Below are 13,595 nucleotides of genomic sequence, written 5' to 3'. Positions count from 1 at the left end.
CCCACCCCCTGCTGGCCGCGCCAGGCGTCTGGGTGACCCCGCACGTCAGCGGCGCCCGCGGCAGCGAGCTCCGCCTGCTCGGGGAGTACGCGGCCGGCGAGGTCGAGCGGTTCGTCGCCGGCCGGCCGCTGCACGGGCAGGTGCGTCTCGACGATCTGACCCGGGTCGCGTGAACGTCAAAGCCGGGCGCGTGCCGCTCTCATGACGTAAGACTGGTCCTATGGCAGACACGGCATCGCCCTCGGGAAGAAGCCTTCTCGCCGCCGCCGCGGGCTGCGCGCTGGCCGTTCCGGTGGCCGTCTGGTGGCTGGTGGGTGACCTGAGCGCGAGCGTGCCGCCCGGCACGGCCCTCGACCACGTGATCAGCCCGCCCGCCATCGGCCCGTGGGCCGAGCGCGCCGTCGGCGTCGCAGCGCTGCTCGTGACGGGCGTGACGACGGTGCTGCTGGTGCGGGCGTCGCGGCGGCGCCGGTTCGACCGGCGGTGGTGGGCGGCGCTGATCCCGGTGCTGGTCGCGGGCGCCATCGCCGGAGCCGGCTGGCGGGTGGTGACCGCGGGCACGGTCGGGGCCAACATCGGCGCCGGGCTGACGATCATGCTGGGCGGCGCGCTGGTGGCCCTGCTCCTGCTGTGGGCCGCCGGCTGGTCGGCGCGCCTGCTGCTGGCCCGCCGCACCACCCGCTGACTCCACAGCTGACAGAGAATCGGCCCGCTGTAAAGATCAAGGGTGTGCGAAGCCTGGCCGGAAAATTAGGCAAGATCTGCTTCGGCTTTTCCCGGAAACGCGCGTCATCGTAAGGACATCAGGCGAACCCTGCCATCTCCCCGGGCATTTGGAGCAGGTTTCATGATCAAACGATCAAGCACCGTCATCGCCCCTGCCGTCGTCCTCTTGTTCACCTTATTCGGATTCGCGCTGCCTGCGCACGCGGTGACCCTGGAGCAGAAACTCGCCGCTCTCTCCTCGTTCACCCAGCCCACCACCACGAGCGCCGGCACGTGGCGCAACGCGTGGGAGAACCAGTCGGACTGGGCCGACTACGCCTTCGACTGGTCGACCGACCTCTGCTCGAGCAGCCCCGACCAGCCGCTCGGCTTCGATTTCCGCATGTCGTGCAGACGGCACGACTTCGGCTACCGCAATTACAAGGACGTCAACCAATTCCCGGCCAACAAGCCACGCATAGACGACGCTTTCTACTTCGATATGCGCCGGGTGTGCGCCGGCTACTCGGGAGTGTCGAAGTCCACCTGCGACGGGCTCGCCTGGACCTATTACCAGGCGGTCAAGGAGTTCGGCGACCTGGTCGTCAGCGACGAGCAGATCCGGGAGGTCAAGCGGCAGGCCGAACGGTCCGCCCAGCGGTAGCCGTCCCGAACGCACGAGGGGGCGGGGACGCGGCCGCGTCCCCTCGGCGCTGGGGCGAACCGGCCGGTGGCGAGTGCGGCTCAAACAACGCGCTGTCACCCGGCTTCCGGTAGGCGACGGCGGTGAAGCCGCGTCCGGGCGGAAACGAGCAGGAAACCACCTCAGAGCTAAACATGGCGCCATGGGCCGGAGCACGACACCTCTATGCATGACGCGTGTCGTCCCGGCATCCCCGAGGTGGAAAGGACCCTTCTGGTGAACCGTGTGAAAAAGGCCGGTCTGGCAGCTCTGGCCTGCGGGGCGCTGACGCTGAGCGTCACGGCGCCCGCCGACGCGGCCGGTGCGGACCGGCCCCGGTTCGGGGACGTGCAGAAGGCGCTCGCCGAACTGGCCGCGAGCCCCGAAGTTCTGGGCGCGATCGGCGCCGTCTACGTCGACGGGAAGAAGGTCGGCAAGGGGTCGGCCGGCACCCGCCTGCTGGACGGAGGCGGCAAGATACCGGCGGGCGCCCGCTTCCGAGCCGGATCCCAGACCAAGGTGATGACCCAGGTCATCATCATGAAGCTGGTCACCGAGGACAAGCTCTCCCTGGATGACAAGCTCAGCGACCTGCTGCCCGAGGTGGCGGAGAAGGACCTGGTGGAGCGGGCCGACGAGATCACCGTCGAGCAGATGATCCACCACACCTCCGGCATCCCCAACTGGTTCACCCCCGAGCTGATCGACTACCTGGACTTCACCACCTACCTCCCGCCCATGGAGCTGGTGAGAAGGTCCCGCACCGTGGAGCGGAAGCAGGAACCCGGAGAGAAGTTCTCCTACTCCAACACCAACTACTACCTCCTCGGGCTGATCATCGAAAAGCTCACGAAGCACTCGGTCGCAGCCGAGTTCGACAAGCGCATCTTCGACCCCCTGGACATGAACGACAGCTACCTGCCGGTCAAGTTCCCCGGCGGCATCAAGGGCCCGCACGGCCACAGCTACTATCCCGACGAGGACGGCAAGCTGGTCGATGTCGACCGCTTCAACATGAGCTACGGCTACGCGGCCGGCGGCGTGATCTCCACCACGGACGATCTGAGCGCCTTCCACCGTGCGCTCGCCGGCGACTTGCTGACGGAGGAGGAGAAGGACGCGCTGAACGCCGGCCGACCGGCCCCGCCGCCCTCGGAGCAGCCCTCCGGCAAGGGTGCGTGCGGCGGCGAATATGGGGTGGTGGCGGGTAGCGCGCCCAGTTTCAAGGCGCAGACCTTCGGCTCGAAGAGCACCGGTGTGCAGTTCGTCGTGTCGGCCACGCTGGCCACCGCCCACAGCGACTCCGCCGTCGAGCCGCTGATCAGGAAGGCGGCGGAGGCGATTCTCTGCCCTGAGAAGTAGCGCCGGCCGCCCATGCCCCGGCCGCGGCCCGCCCAGGCCGCGGCCGTCCTCACATCCGTGAGCACGCACCGGCGGCTGTGCTCTCTGCCATCGCGCTCCGCGGGAACACGCACTCCCACCGCTCGAACATCAAGAAACCTCAGCTCAACACGGCGAGCTGAGGTTTCTATGCGGTGCGCCGCCAGGGACTCGAACCCCGGACCCGCTGATTAAGAGTCAGCTGCTCTGACCAACTGAGCTAGCGGCGCTGGCACAGAGGAATATACCGGTGATCCGCATCCTGGTCGAATCGGTATCAGCCGGGCCCGAGCCGCTAGAATAAAGTTCGGCCTTGAGACAGGAGCATCGATGTTCGACTCGCCCGCCGACGTGACGGAGCGGCTCGCCGCCGTGGACTACCTCTCCGACGACGCCATCTCCACGTCGGTGTTCCTGGCCGCGGCGCTGGGCAAACCGCTGCTGGTCGAAGGACCCGCAGGGGTGGGCAAGACGCAGCTGGCCAAGGCGGTGGCGCAGGCCACGGGCGCCGGGCTGATCAGGCTCCAGTGCTACGAGGGCCTCGACGAGGCCAGGGCGCTCTACGAGTGGAACTACAAGAAGCAGCTGCTCAGGATCCAGGCGACCAGCGCCGACGACGACATCTTCACCGAGGAGTTCCTGCTGGAGCGGCCCCTGCTCAAGGCGATCAGGTCCCCGGAACCCACCGTGCTGCTCATCGACGAGACCGACAAGGCGGACGTCGAGGTCGAGGGGCTGCTGCTGGAGCTGCTCTCCGACTTCCAGGTGACGATCCCCGAGCTGGGCACCATCGCCGCGACGCGGCGGCCGTACGTGGTGTTGACCTCCAACGCGACCCGCGACCTGTCGGAGGCGCTCAAGCGGCGCTGCCTCTACCTGCACATCGAATACCCCACCCCCGAGCGGGAGCGGGACATCGTGCTCGCCCAGGTCCCCGGCCTGCGGGCCGGACTCGCCGAGCAACTGGCCCGGACGGTCGCCACGCTCAGGGCGCTGGAGCTGAAGAAGGCGCCGTCGGTGGCCGAGACCGTCGACTGGGCCAACACGCTGCTGGCCCTCGGGCGGGCGGAGCTGGACGAGGCCACGGTCACCGGCACGCTGGGCGTGGTGCTCAAGCACGCCTCCGACCAGACCAGAGCGATCAAGGAGCTGGGGCTGCCGGATGCCTGACCGCGAGTCGCTGGTCGACCGGCACGTGGGCTTCGTGCACGCGCTGCGCGAGGCCGGGGTGCCGGTCTCGGTGGCGGAGGGGCTGGACGCGGCCAACGCCCTGCGGGCGATCGAGCTGGGCGACCGCGAGTCGCTGCGCGCCGCGTACGCGGCCACGCTGGTCAAGAAACCCGCCTACCGGCCGGGGTTCGACGTGCTGTTCGACCTGTGGTTCCCGGCGTCGACGACCGGGCTGAGGGCCGCGCGGACCGGCAGCGCGGCGGACCCGGACACGGCTACGCTCCCCGAACTCCGCGAGCACCTGGCCGGGCTGCTGGCCGGCGGCGCCGACCCGGAGCTGCGCGCGTTCGCCCAGGCCATGGTGGGGCGGTTCGGCCGCCAGGAGTCCGGTCCCGGGCGGCAGAACTGGTTTTCCTACAGCGTCATGCGCGCCCTGTCCCCCGAGACGCTGATGGCCGGCATCCTCCGCGCCGAACTTCGGGACGGCGAGCGCGGCGGCCTGGCCGAGAAGACCCTGCGGCAGCGGGTCGGCGCCGGCCTGCGGCGCTTCGAGGAAGCGGTGGCCACCGACGTGCGCCGCAGGATAGCCGAGGACTCCGGCATCGAGCGCATCGCCCGCTCCGCCGTACGCCCGCCGCTGGACCAGATCGACTTCCTGCGCATCACGAGGGCCGACCTGGCCAGGCTGCGCCGGGAGGTGCACCCGCTGGCCCGGCGCCTGGCCGCGCGCCTGACGATCAAGCACAGGAAGGGCAGGCGCGGCCGGCTCGACTTCCGCAGGACGATGCGGGCCTCCCTGCAGAGCGGCGGCGTGCCGCTGGCCGTCCACGTCAAGCCCCCGCGCCCGCACAGGCCGGAGCTGGTCATCCTCTGCGACACCAGCGACTCGGTCTCGTCGTTCGCGCACTTCACGCTGCTGCTCACGTACGCGCTCAGGGAGCAGTTCGCCAAGGTGCGGGCGTTCGGCTTCGTGGACACGGTGGACGAGATCACCCGCTTCTTCGCCCCCGGCGCCGACGTCGTCGAGGCCATGGCCAAGCTGGCGGACGAGGCCGACATGGTGCGCTTCGGCCGCACCGACTACGGGCACGCGCTGGAGCGCTTCGCCGAGCGGTACGGCGACGCGATCGGCCCGAAGACCTCGCTGCTGATCCTCGGCGACGCCCGCTCCAACTACCAGCCGCCGGCCCTGGACGTGCTGGCGTCACTCGTGTCCCGCGCGCGCCACGCCTACTGGCTCAACCCGGAGCCGCGGCGGCAGTGGGACACGGGCGACTCCCTCGCGAGCGACTACGGACAGGTCGTGCCGATGCACGAGTGCCGCAACGTCGCCCAGCTCACCGCGTTCGTCGAGACGCTGGCCTGACCGTCAGACGCGCTGGAGCTCCCTGGCCGCCGTGCGGGTGAGCACCTCGATCTGCTCATCGGTGAGCACGCCGCCCTCGGCCGACCTGATCAGCCTGCCGGCCAGGCGGGGTTTGAGCAGCGTGAGCCCTTCCGCGTGCACCATGCCGCCCTTGGGCATCAGCCCGCAGTGGACGGCGAGCAGGGGCGTGATGGTCACCGCGATGCCTGTCTCGCGGTTGAGCAGCTCGGCGAACGCCTCGGCGGCCTCCACCAGCGGCTTGGCCGTCTTGGAGCCGTATTTCTCGCCGAAGAAGAGCCGCCCCGCGTAGCAGGCGATCTCGGTGTCGGGACTCCACGACTCGTTGTCGACGACCCAGACGCCTCCCGGACCGATCACCAGGTGGTCGATGGAGGCCTTCCCGCGGATGGCACGACCGTCGAGGACGTTGTAGCCCCGGCGGCGGAGCGACCGGCGCAGGTGCCTGCTGGTGATCGCCTCGCCTCGCCGTGCTCCGCGCCAGACCGCGGTGGCGTGGAAGGAGCGCCAGTCGAGAAACCAGTCTCCCCCGGCCACGAGGCCGGCCAGGAGCAGGCCGAACAGTGGTGAGAAGGCGGTGAGGTCGAACCTGAGCGCCAGCGCGACGCCGAGCACCAACCCCACCCCGGCCTTGACGTACCGGGACCTGCGCCGGTTCTGGGCGTCCTCGCGCCAGAACTTCTCGTACCACCATTGCGGGGATGAGCCTGTGTACTTTTCGTCCTGCTTCACGTAGATAGAGCCACCTGGCACGGCAAACTCCCCGAATGAGTAGATGTCTTGCAGGATCTGCCACGCCGAAGATCCCTCGCCGGTCAAGAGATACCCGCTCCCAACCAAGGCGAGCCTAAGGTGACGGAATTAGTACCTGCAAGACCACCCAATGAGCTCAACCGACCAGTCGGTATGCTATGGCGGGTGACCAAGGGGGACCATGTGAAAGAAGAACCGGTCAGGCAGCGGATCCTCGCCGAGGCGACCAGGCTGTTCGCCGATCGAGGCTTCGAAGGCACCTCCGTGCAGGAGATCGTGGTGGCGGCCGGCGTCACCAAGGGTGCGATGTATCACTACTTCGACTCCAAGGACGACCTGCTGCACGAGATCTACGGCCGGGTGCTCCGCATGCAGACGGACCGGCTGGCGCGGATCGCCGACGGCCCCGGCACGCTGAAGCAGCGCCTGCACCGGGCCGCGGCCGACGTCGTCGAGACCACGACCGCCAACCTCGACGACTCCAAGATCTTCTTCCGGTCGATGCACCTGCTCGCCCCCGAGACGCGCAAGACCGTACGCGCCGAGCGCCGCCGCTACCACGAGCGGTTCCGCGACCTCGTCGCGGAGGGGCAGCGCACGGGCGTCTTCAGCGACCGGGTCCCCGCCGAGCTGGTCGTCGACTACTTCTTCGGCTCCGTGCACCACCTGGGCACCTGGTTCCACGCGGACGGCCCGCTGACCGGGGCCCAGGTGGGCAAGCACTTCGCCGACCTGCTGCTCACCTCACTCGGGGCCGGGGACGTCGACCAGTGAGGCCAGCGCCTCCCGGTGGTCGCCCGGCGTCCCGAGCGCGATCTCGCTCGCCTTGGCGCGCTTGAGGAACAGGTGGACGGGGTGCTCCCAGGTCATCCCGATCCCGCCGTGCAACTGCACGGCCTCCTCCGCCGCGTGCACCGCCACGGCGGAGTTCCACGACTGGGCCACGGCCACGGTGACGGCCGAGGAGTCCCCGGCGGCGCTCCTCGCGGCGGCCCTGGCCCTGACCACGTCCAGCCACAGGTCCGCCAGCCGGTGCTTGATCGCCTGGAACGAGCCGACCGGCCGGGCGAACTGGTGGCGCTCCTTGACGTAGGCGAGCGTCGTGTCCAGGCACCACTCGGCCACGCCGAGCTGCTCCGACGCCAGCAGCCCCGCCCCGAACCGCAGCACCTCGGACAGGTCACACGACCCCACCCGGCGGGCGCTCGCCCGGTCGAACGTCACGATGGCGACCGGCCTCGTCAGGTCGAGCGAGGGCACGACCTCGACCGCGCCCGCCTCGACCGCGCTTCCCCCGGCCACGGCTCCCTCCACCGCGTACAGGTCGCCGTCCACGGGCGCCAGCAGCACGTCCGCCACGTCCGCCCCGGCCACGCCGGTGACGCTGCCGGACACCCGGCCCGCGCCGTCCACGCTCAGCGACGCGCCCCGCTCCGGCCGGTAGGGGGACGCGGCGAACGGCACCGCCAGCGCGGCCGTCCGCCTGCCCTCGGCCAGCTCGCCGAGCAGGGCGTCACGGGTCGGGAGCAGCGCCCGCGTGGCCAGCACCGCGCTGGTGAGGAACGGCACCGGCGCCACTCCCCTGCCCAGCTCCTCCAGCACGACGGCCGCCTCGCTGGCCGACGCGCCCGCGCCTCCCAGCTCCTCGGGGATGAGCAGCCCGGCCACGCCGATCTCCCCGGCAAGCGTCTTCCACAGGTCCAGGTCGTAGGGCTCGGACTCGACGCGCGCGAGCACCGCGGCGGGCGGGCACCGGTCGGCGAGCAACCCCCGTACGGCGGCCCGCAGCTCCTCCTCGACGTCCGTGTACAGCAGCGTCATCTGGTCGCGTGTCATCGCGGCAGGTCCTTCCAGGGCACGTCCTTGTCGATGCGGGGTTCGGAGGGCAGGCCGAGCACCCGCTCCGAGACGATGTTGCGCAGGATCTCGGAGGTGCCGCCCTCGATCGAGTTGCCCTTGGCCCGCAGATAGCGGTAGCCGGGGCCGCGGCCGTAGAAGTCGACGTTCTCGGAACGCCGGAACGTCCAGTCGTCGTAGCCGAGATCGCGCCGGAACTCGACGTCGAACCCGGTCAGCGCCTGGTTGAGCTTGGCGAACGACAACTTCATGCCCGAGCCCTCAGGCCCGGGCTGTCCCGCGGCGAGCTGCTCGCGCAGCCGCGCTCCCGACAGCCGGGTCACCTCGGCCTCCACCCAGAGCGACAACAACCGCTGGTGCAGGTCGTGGCTGCGCAGCTCGGGGCGCTCGCGCCAGGCGTCGAGCACGGAGGCCACCATGCCGCCGCCGCGCCGCGCGGGCGCGCCGCCGATGGCGACGCGCTCGTTCATCAGCGTGGTCTGCGCGACCCGCCAGCCGTCGCCGACCGCGCCGAGCCGCAGCTCGTCGGGGAGCCGGACGCCGGTCAGGAACACCTCGTTGAACTCGGCCTCGCCGGTGATCTGCCGCAGCGGCCGCACCTCGACGCCCGGCGCGTGCATGTCGCAGATGAAGTACGTCATGCCGCGGTGCTTCGGCACGTCAGGGTCGGTACGGGTGACGAGGATGGCCCAGCGGGAGTGGTGGGCGCCGGACGTCCACACCTTCTGGCCGTCGATCACCCACTCGTCACCGTCCCTGACCGCCCGGGTCGCCAGCGTGGCCAGGTCGGACCCGGCGCCGGGCTCGCTGAAGAGCTGGCACCAGATCTCCTCCCCCGTCCACAGCGGCCGCAGGAAGCGCCGCTTCTGCTCGTCCGTACCGAACGCCAGGATCGTCGGCGCCGCCATCCCCAGGCCGATGCCCTGGATGCCGCCGTTGATCTGCGGGGTGTGCGCCAGCTCCCGTTCCACGACCTGCTGGAGCTCCCGAGGCGCCCCCAGCCCGCCCTGCCCTTCGGGGAACCACACCCAGGCCAGCCCGGCGTCGAACCTGGCCCTCAGGAACTCCAGCCGGTCGCCGCTCGGGTCGTGCTCGCCGAGGAACGCGGCCACGCGCTCCTTGATCTCCGCCTCGTTCACATCCACCTCTTCAGCTCGCGATAGGCCAGTGACCTCTTGTGGACCTCGTCGGGGCCGTCCGCCAGACGCAGCGAGCGCGCGCCCGCCCAGAGCGCGGCCAGCGGGAAGTCCTGGGAGACGCCGCCCGCGCCGTGCACCTGGACGGCCTTGTCCAGGATCCACTCCACGGTGATCGGGGTGGAGATCTTGATGGCCTGGATCTCGGTGTGGGCGCCCTGGTTGCCGACCGTGTCCATGAGCCAGGCCGTCTTGAGCACGAGCAGGCGCAGCTGCTCGATCCTGATGCGCGACTCGGCGATCCAGTCCTGTACGACGCCCTGCTGGGCGACGGGCTTGCCGAACGTGCTCCTGGCCAGCGCCCGTCTGCACATCAGCTCGACGGCGCGCTCGGCCATGCCGATCAGGCGCATGCAGTGGTGGATGCGGCCGGGGCCGAGCCGGGCCTGGGCGATGGCGAAGCCGCCGCCCTCCTCGCCGATCAGGTTCTCCGCCGGGACGCGGACGTCCTCGAACACGATCTCGGCGTGCCCGCCGTGGTCGGCGTCGGTGTAGCCGAACACGTGCATGCCCCGCTTGATGTGCACCCCGGGGGTGTCGCGGGGCACGAGGATCATGCTCTGCCGGCGGTGTTTGGGCGCGTCGGGGTTCGTCTTGCCCATGACGATGAAGATCTTGCAGTTGGGGTTCATCGCCCCCGAGATGAACCACTTGCGGCCGTTGATGACGTACTCGCCGCCGTCACGGACGATCGAGGTGGCGATGTTCGTGGCGTCGGAGGAGGCCACGTCGGGCTCCGTCATCGCGAACGCCGAGCGGATCTCGCCGTCGAGCAGCGGCTGCAGCCACTCCTTGCGCTGCCATTCGCTGCCGAACATGGAGAGCACTTCCATGTTGCCGGTGTCGGGCGCGGCGCAGTTGGTGGCGGTCGGGGCGAGCGTGGGACTCCGGCCCATGATCTCCGCCAGGGGCGCGTACTGGAGGTTGGTCAGCCCGGCGCCGTGCTCGCCGGGCAGGAACAGGTTCCACAGGCCGCGCTTCCTGGCCTCGTCCTTGAGGTCGGCCATCAGCGGTGGGGAGCTCCAGCCGCTGGTCGCCGCCTGCTCCTCGAAAGCGGGCTCGGCGGGATAGACGCATTCGTCCATGAAGCGCAGCAGTCGCTCGCGCAGGTCCTCGGTGACGGTGTCGTAAGCGAAGTCCATGCCGCGAGCCTACCGACCGGCCGGTATGAGTGTCGACAGTGGTCCCCCGTAAAAAGGCACAGGTGGCCATCACCCTGACCGCCCGACCGTCCGTAGGGTTGCCGCCATGACCTCCAAGCTGCCCGAGCCCGTGGTGCTCGAGAACGCCGTCGTCCGGCTGGAGCCGCTGGCCATGGGGCACGTGCCCGACCTGTTCGCCGCCGCCGGCGGGGACGACGAGGTCTGGCGCTGGTTGCCCGCCGGCACGCCGCGCACCGAGGCGGAGCTCGCGAAGGTGGCCCGCAACCTGATCGACGACGACCGGCACGTCCCGCTGGCGGTCGTGCGCCGGGAGAGCGGACGCGCGGTGGGCTGGACCACCTACGGCGACGTGCCGGGCTTCGACGAGAGCGTCGAGATCGGCTGGACGTGGTACGGCCGCGCCGTCTGGCGTACGGCCGTGAACACCGCGTGCAAGCTCCTGCTCATCGACCACGCCTTCGCGCTCGGCTACAACCGGGTCCTGCTGAAGACCGACGTGCGCAACGAGCGGTCGCAGAACGCCATCAGGCGCATCGGCGGCGTGCACGAGGGCACGCTGCGCCGCCACCGCAGGAGGCCCGACGGCACCTGGCGCGACACGGTCTGCTTCGGCATCCTCGACGACGAATGGCCGCACCACCGGGCTCGCCTGAGCACGCCACGGGAAGGCGGCGCCTGACCGGCCGGTTACCTGCCGTCACGCACAATTGCACCCATGAGCCTCGATCACCTCGTGTACGCCACCCCTGACCTGGAGTCCACCGCCGCCGAGCTGGAACGGCTGCTCGGCGTACGCCCCGCGGCCGGCGGGCGGCACCCCGGGTTCGGGACGCACAACCGGCTGCTCGGCCTGGGCGGCACGAGCTACCTGGAGATCATCGGACCCGACCCCGGTCAGGAGGCCCCGGCCGCGCCGCGGCCGTTCGGCATCGACGAGCTGGAAGCGGCGGCGCTGGTCGGCTGGGCGGTGGCCGTCGAGGACATCGACGCGGTCACGGCCAGGGCGCGGGCCCGCGGGTACGACCCCGGTGACCCGCTGGACATGTCGCGGCGCACCCCTTCCGGCGACCTGCTCAGCTGGCGGCTCACACCGCCGGAGCGGGCCGGGCACGACGGCCTGGTGCCGTTCCTCATCGAGTGGGGCGACACCCCGCATCCGGCCGGGCAGGGGCTGCCCGCGGTCGAGCTGGTGTCGCTGGCGGGCGGCCACCATGACGCCCCGGCCGTGCGCGCGGCGCTGGCCGCCGTCGGCGCCCGGCTCGACGTCGACGAGCAGGCCCACCCCGTCCTGACGGCCGTTCTGTCCGGCGGCTACGGCCTCGTGACCCTCACGGGCCCCTAGACGGTCGGCGGAGCATGCCGGCCAGGAAGTCCTCGACGGCCTGCCGGAGCTCTTCGAAGGTGGGCGTGCCGCCCGCCCCCACGATCGCGTCGAACATGAGCCCCTCGCTGAAGGCCACGAGCTGGCGGGCGTGCCGGACCGGATCGCGGGAGCCCTGGGCGGCCAGCAGCGCCACCGCCGGGTCGCGGAAGCGGCTGCCCGCCGCGTCGTAGATCTCGCGCAGCTCCGGCCGCCGCGTCGCCTCCAGGGCCAGCTCGTAGCGGGCCAGCGTGCGCCTGCGGTCGTTGATCTGGATGTGCAGCCCCTCGGCCACCCGGTCCACCATGCTCGCCTGGGAGTCCACCTGATCGCCTGCCTGGGTGCCGACCTGAGCGCCCGCCTTGGTGCCCGCCTGGGCGCCGGCCTGGGCGCCGGCCTGGGTGCTCGTGTAGGCCGGGCCGAGCGCCCGCATCTCCAGCTCGGTGAGCCGGGACAGGGTCAGCTCCAGCAGGGCGGCACGCGTGCGGGCGAGGTTGGACGTCGACCCCGGCGGCAGCCCGGCCGCCTCGTCGACGGCCCGGTGGGTGAGGCCGCGCATGCCGCGCTCGGCCAGCAGCGTGATGGCCGTGTCCGCGACCAGCTCTGAGCGTTTCACGGGACCCGATCCTACAACCACCGGACTACAGGCGTAGTATAGAGAAACTACAGACGTAGTGTAAAGGAGGCAGGGACATGCCGAAGGCCGTGGTGATCGGCGGGGGCGTCGGCGGGCTGACCGCAGGGGTGGCGCTCCGCCGCAAGGGGTGGGACGTGACCGTGCTCGAACGGGCCCCCCACCTCGCCCCCGTGGGGTCGGGGCTGGCGATCGCGCCCAACGCGTTGAAGGCGCTCGACGCGCTCGACCTCGGTGATCGCATCCGCGAACTCGGCAGGTTCGAGGGACAGGCGGGCATCCGCCGCCCCGATGGGCGGCGGCTCGTGCACACCACGGAGGACGACGCGCTGGCGCGTTACGGGGACTCGATGGTGGTCATGTCGCGGGCCGCGCTGATGGACGTGCTCGCCGACGCCCTGGGCGGGGCCCACCTGCGACCTGGCATCACCGTCTCGGACGTGGACGCCGCCGGCGGGGTCGTCCGCACCGGGGAGGGCGACCTGGAGGCCGATCTGGTCGTGGCCGCCGACGGCATCCACTCGGCGACCCGCAGGGCGCTCTTCCCCCGCCATCCCGGCCCGGTGTACTCCGGGGTGACGGCCTGGCGCGCTCTCATACCCAGGTCCGATCTGCCCATCCAGAGCACGGAGAGCTGGGGGAAGGGGCTCGTCTTCGGGGTCCACCTGCTGGCGGGAGACACCGGGAAGGCCGGGGACGCCGAGGACACCGTGTACGTGTACGCGACCGACGTGTCCCCCGCCGGAGCCGTCCACGCGGACGAGCGGGAGGAACTGCTGCGCAGGTTCGGCGACTGGCACGAGCCGATCCCCTCGCTGCTGCGGGCGGCCGACCCGGCCAAGATCATCCGTAACGACATCTTCTCGTTCGGCACGCCGCTGCCCGCCCTCCACTGCGGCAGGGTCGCGTTCGCCGGCGACGCCGCCCACCCCATGACGCCCAACCTCGGCCAGGGAGCCTGCCAGGCGATCGAGGACGCCGTCGTCCTGGCCTGCGTGGCGGGCGGCTCCTCCGCGGTCGAGGACGTGCTCCCCGCCTACACCGCCGCCCGCCTCGACCGCACGTGGAGGATCGTCCGCCAGTCCATGACCATCAACCGGCTGACCAGGCTCCGCCATCCGCTGGCCGTGCGGCTGCGCGACCTCGGGATGTCCACGGCCGCCCGGCTCAGCCCTGACCTGATGCTGCGCTCCATGGACGACGTGCTCGGCTGGCGCCCGCCGGCGGCGACCGGCCGGAGCGACGCGCCGAGCATCCCGAGCGACGGCTGAGGCGGGCGCCGATCATCGGGCCCCTCACGATTCCGTCGCA

Annotated in this window: 14 protein-coding genes and 1 tRNA gene; 9 read left to right on the top strand and 6 right to left on the bottom strand. The window is 71.0% G+C overall.

The window, feature by feature from the left end; translation table 11 throughout:
• Positions 1-220 precede the first annotated feature (220 nt).
• The 3 genes from E1292_RS29280 to E1292_RS29270 all read left to right on the top strand — a co-directional run bounded on the left by E1292_RS29280 (position 221) and on the right by E1292_RS29270 (position 2,749).
• Positions 221-685 (top strand): hypothetical protein, encoded by a 465-nt coding sequence (locus E1292_RS29280; protein WP_132598686.1) that lies wholly within the window; start codon positions 221-223, stop codon positions 683-685.
• Positions 686-847: 162 nt separating this feature from the next.
• Positions 848-1,369 carry a phospholipase gene (locus E1292_RS29275; protein WP_132598684.1) on the top strand — a complete coding sequence of 174 codons (522 nt, stop codon included), beginning with the start codon at positions 848-850 and terminating at the stop codon, positions 1,367-1,369.
• Positions 1,370-1,624: 255 nt separating this feature from the next.
• The gene (locus E1292_RS29270) at positions 1,625-2,749 is read left to right on the top strand and encodes a serine hydrolase domain-containing protein (protein WP_165974793.1); all 1,125 of its coding nucleotides are present in this window, start codon (positions 1,625-1,627) and stop codon (positions 2,747-2,749) included.
• A gap of 174 nt (positions 2,750-2,923) precedes the next feature.
• Here the strand turns inward: E1292_RS29270 and E1292_RS29265 are convergent.
• A tRNA-Lys gene (locus E1292_RS29265) sits at positions 2,924-2,997 on the bottom strand.
• 100 nt (positions 2,998-3,097) lie between these two features.
• Between E1292_RS29265 and E1292_RS29260 the strand changes: the two genes are divergently transcribed.
• Together E1292_RS29260 and E1292_RS29255 are read left to right on the top strand one after the other, a co-directional pair.
• Positions 3,098-3,937, top strand: a complete 840-nt coding sequence (locus E1292_RS29260; RefSeq protein WP_132598680.1) for an AAA family ATPase — start codon at positions 3,098-3,100, stop codon at positions 3,935-3,937.
• A complete protein-coding gene (locus E1292_RS29255; protein WP_132598678.1) occupies positions 3,930-5,303 on the top strand; it encodes a vWA domain-containing protein in 1,374 nt (457 codons plus the stop codon). The genes E1292_RS29260 and E1292_RS29255 overlap by 8 nt, the downstream gene beginning before the upstream one ends.
• A 3-nt stretch (positions 5,304-5,306) precedes the next feature.
• Here E1292_RS29255 and E1292_RS29250 read toward each other — a convergent pair whose 3' ends face one another.
• Entirely contained in the window at positions 5,307-6,053 is a 747-nt protein-coding gene (locus tag E1292_RS29250) for a nuclease-related domain-containing protein (protein ID WP_246090419.1), read from the bottom strand.
• A gap of 174 nt (positions 6,054-6,227) precedes the next feature.
• Between E1292_RS29250 and E1292_RS29245 the strand changes: the two genes are divergently transcribed.
• Entirely contained in the window at positions 6,228-6,848 is a 621-nt protein-coding gene (locus tag E1292_RS29245; RefSeq protein ID WP_132598674.1) for a TetR/AcrR family transcriptional regulator, read from the top strand.
• On the opposite strand, the gene E1292_RS29240 is transcribed toward E1292_RS29245, so the two are convergent.
• Genes E1292_RS29240 through E1292_RS29230 form a run of 3 tightly spaced genes read right to left on the bottom strand, consistent with a single transcriptional unit; the run spans position 6,819 to position 10,269 of the window.
• Positions 6,819-7,910, bottom strand: a complete 1,092-nt coding sequence (locus E1292_RS29240) for an acyl-CoA dehydrogenase family protein (protein ID WP_246090417.1) — start codon at positions 7,908-7,910, stop codon at positions 6,819-6,821. The genes E1292_RS29245 and E1292_RS29240 overlap by 30 nt on opposite strands.
• Positions 7,907-9,070: an acyl-CoA dehydrogenase family protein gene (locus tag E1292_RS29235; RefSeq protein WP_132598696.1), complete on the bottom strand. Its 1,164-nt coding sequence runs from the start codon at positions 9,068-9,070 to the stop codon at positions 7,907-7,909. Before E1292_RS29235 ends, E1292_RS29240 begins: the two co-directional genes overlap by 4 nt.
• Complete coding sequence (locus tag E1292_RS29230; protein ID WP_132598672.1) at positions 9,067-10,269, bottom strand: acyl-CoA dehydrogenase family protein; 1,203 nt, start codon at positions 10,267-10,269, stop codon at positions 9,067-9,069. The genes E1292_RS29235 and E1292_RS29230 overlap by 4 nt, the downstream gene beginning before the upstream one ends.
• Before the next feature lie 106 nt (positions 10,270-10,375).
• Between E1292_RS29230 and E1292_RS29225 the strand changes: the two genes are divergently transcribed.
• Both E1292_RS29225 and E1292_RS29220 read left to right on the top strand, forming a co-directional pair.
• Positions 10,376-10,969 (top strand): GNAT family N-acetyltransferase, encoded by a 594-nt coding sequence (locus E1292_RS29225; RefSeq protein ID WP_132598670.1) that lies wholly within the window; start codon positions 10,376-10,378, stop codon positions 10,967-10,969.
• Positions 10,970-11,005: 36 nt separating this feature from the next.
• Complete coding sequence (locus E1292_RS29220) at positions 11,006-11,632, top strand: VOC family protein (protein WP_220447106.1); 627 nt, start codon at positions 11,006-11,008, stop codon at positions 11,630-11,632.
• Here E1292_RS29220 and E1292_RS29215 read toward each other — a convergent pair.
• Entirely contained in the window at positions 11,619-12,266 is a 648-nt protein-coding gene (locus E1292_RS29215; protein ID WP_220447105.1) for a TetR/AcrR family transcriptional regulator, read from the bottom strand. The genes E1292_RS29220 and E1292_RS29215 overlap by 14 nt on opposite strands.
• Before the next feature lie 77 nt (positions 12,267-12,343).
• Here E1292_RS29215 and E1292_RS29210 point away from each other — a divergent pair, with 77 nt between their 5' ends.
• Positions 12,344-13,555, top strand: coding sequence for an FAD-dependent monooxygenase (locus E1292_RS29210; protein ID WP_132598666.1), 1,212 nt, complete (start codon positions 12,344-12,346; stop codon positions 13,553-13,555).
• The last annotated feature ends 40 nt before the right edge of the window (positions 13,556-13,595 follow it).

It is taken from the genome of Nonomuraea deserti, assembly GCF_004348685.1.
Lineage (GTDB): Bacteria > Actinomycetota > Actinomycetes > Streptosporangiales > Streptosporangiaceae > Nonomuraea > Nonomuraea deserti.
The sequence above is the reverse complement of the archived record's forward strand: the minus strand, read 5'-3'. Positions and strand labels throughout refer to the sequence as shown.

What these genes read in the sequence shown, in the direction of transcription:
- E1292_RS29220 (WP_220447106.1), top strand. Translation starts at nt 11,006, where the DNA reads ATGAGCCTCGATCACCTCGTGTACGCCACCCCTGACCTGGAGTCCACC.
- E1292_RS29275 (WP_132598684.1), top strand. Translation starts at nt 848, where the DNA reads ATGATCAAACGATCAAGCACCGTCATCGCCCCTGCCGTCGTCCTCTTG.
- E1292_RS29255 (WP_132598678.1), top strand. Translation starts at nt 3,930, where the DNA reads ATGCCTGACCGCGAGTCGCTGGTCGACCGGCACGTGGGCTTCGTGCAC.
- E1292_RS29240 (WP_246090417.1), bottom strand. Translation starts at nt 7,910, where the DNA reads ATGACACGCGACCAGATGACGCTGCTGTACACGGACGTCGAGGAGGAG.
- E1292_RS29225 (WP_132598670.1), top strand. Translation starts at nt 10,376, where the DNA reads ATGACCTCCAAGCTGCCCGAGCCCGTGGTGCTCGAGAACGCCGTCGTC.
- E1292_RS29260 (WP_132598680.1), top strand. Translation starts at nt 3,098, where the DNA reads ATGTTCGACTCGCCCGCCGACGTGACGGAGCGGCTCGCCGCCGTGGAC.
- E1292_RS29280 (WP_132598686.1), top strand. Translation starts at nt 221, where the DNA reads ATGGCAGACACGGCATCGCCCTCGGGAAGAAGCCTTCTCGCCGCCGCC.
- E1292_RS29210 (WP_132598666.1), top strand. Translation starts at nt 12,344, where the DNA reads ATGCCGAAGGCCGTGGTGATCGGCGGGGGCGTCGGCGGGCTGACCGCA.
- E1292_RS29245 (WP_132598674.1), top strand. Translation starts at nt 6,228, where the DNA reads ATGCTATGGCGGGTGACCAAGGGGGACCATGTGAAAGAAGAACCGGTC.
- E1292_RS29230 (WP_132598672.1), bottom strand. Translation starts at nt 10,269, where the DNA reads ATGGACTTCGCTTACGACACCGTCACCGAGGACCTGCGCGAGCGACTG.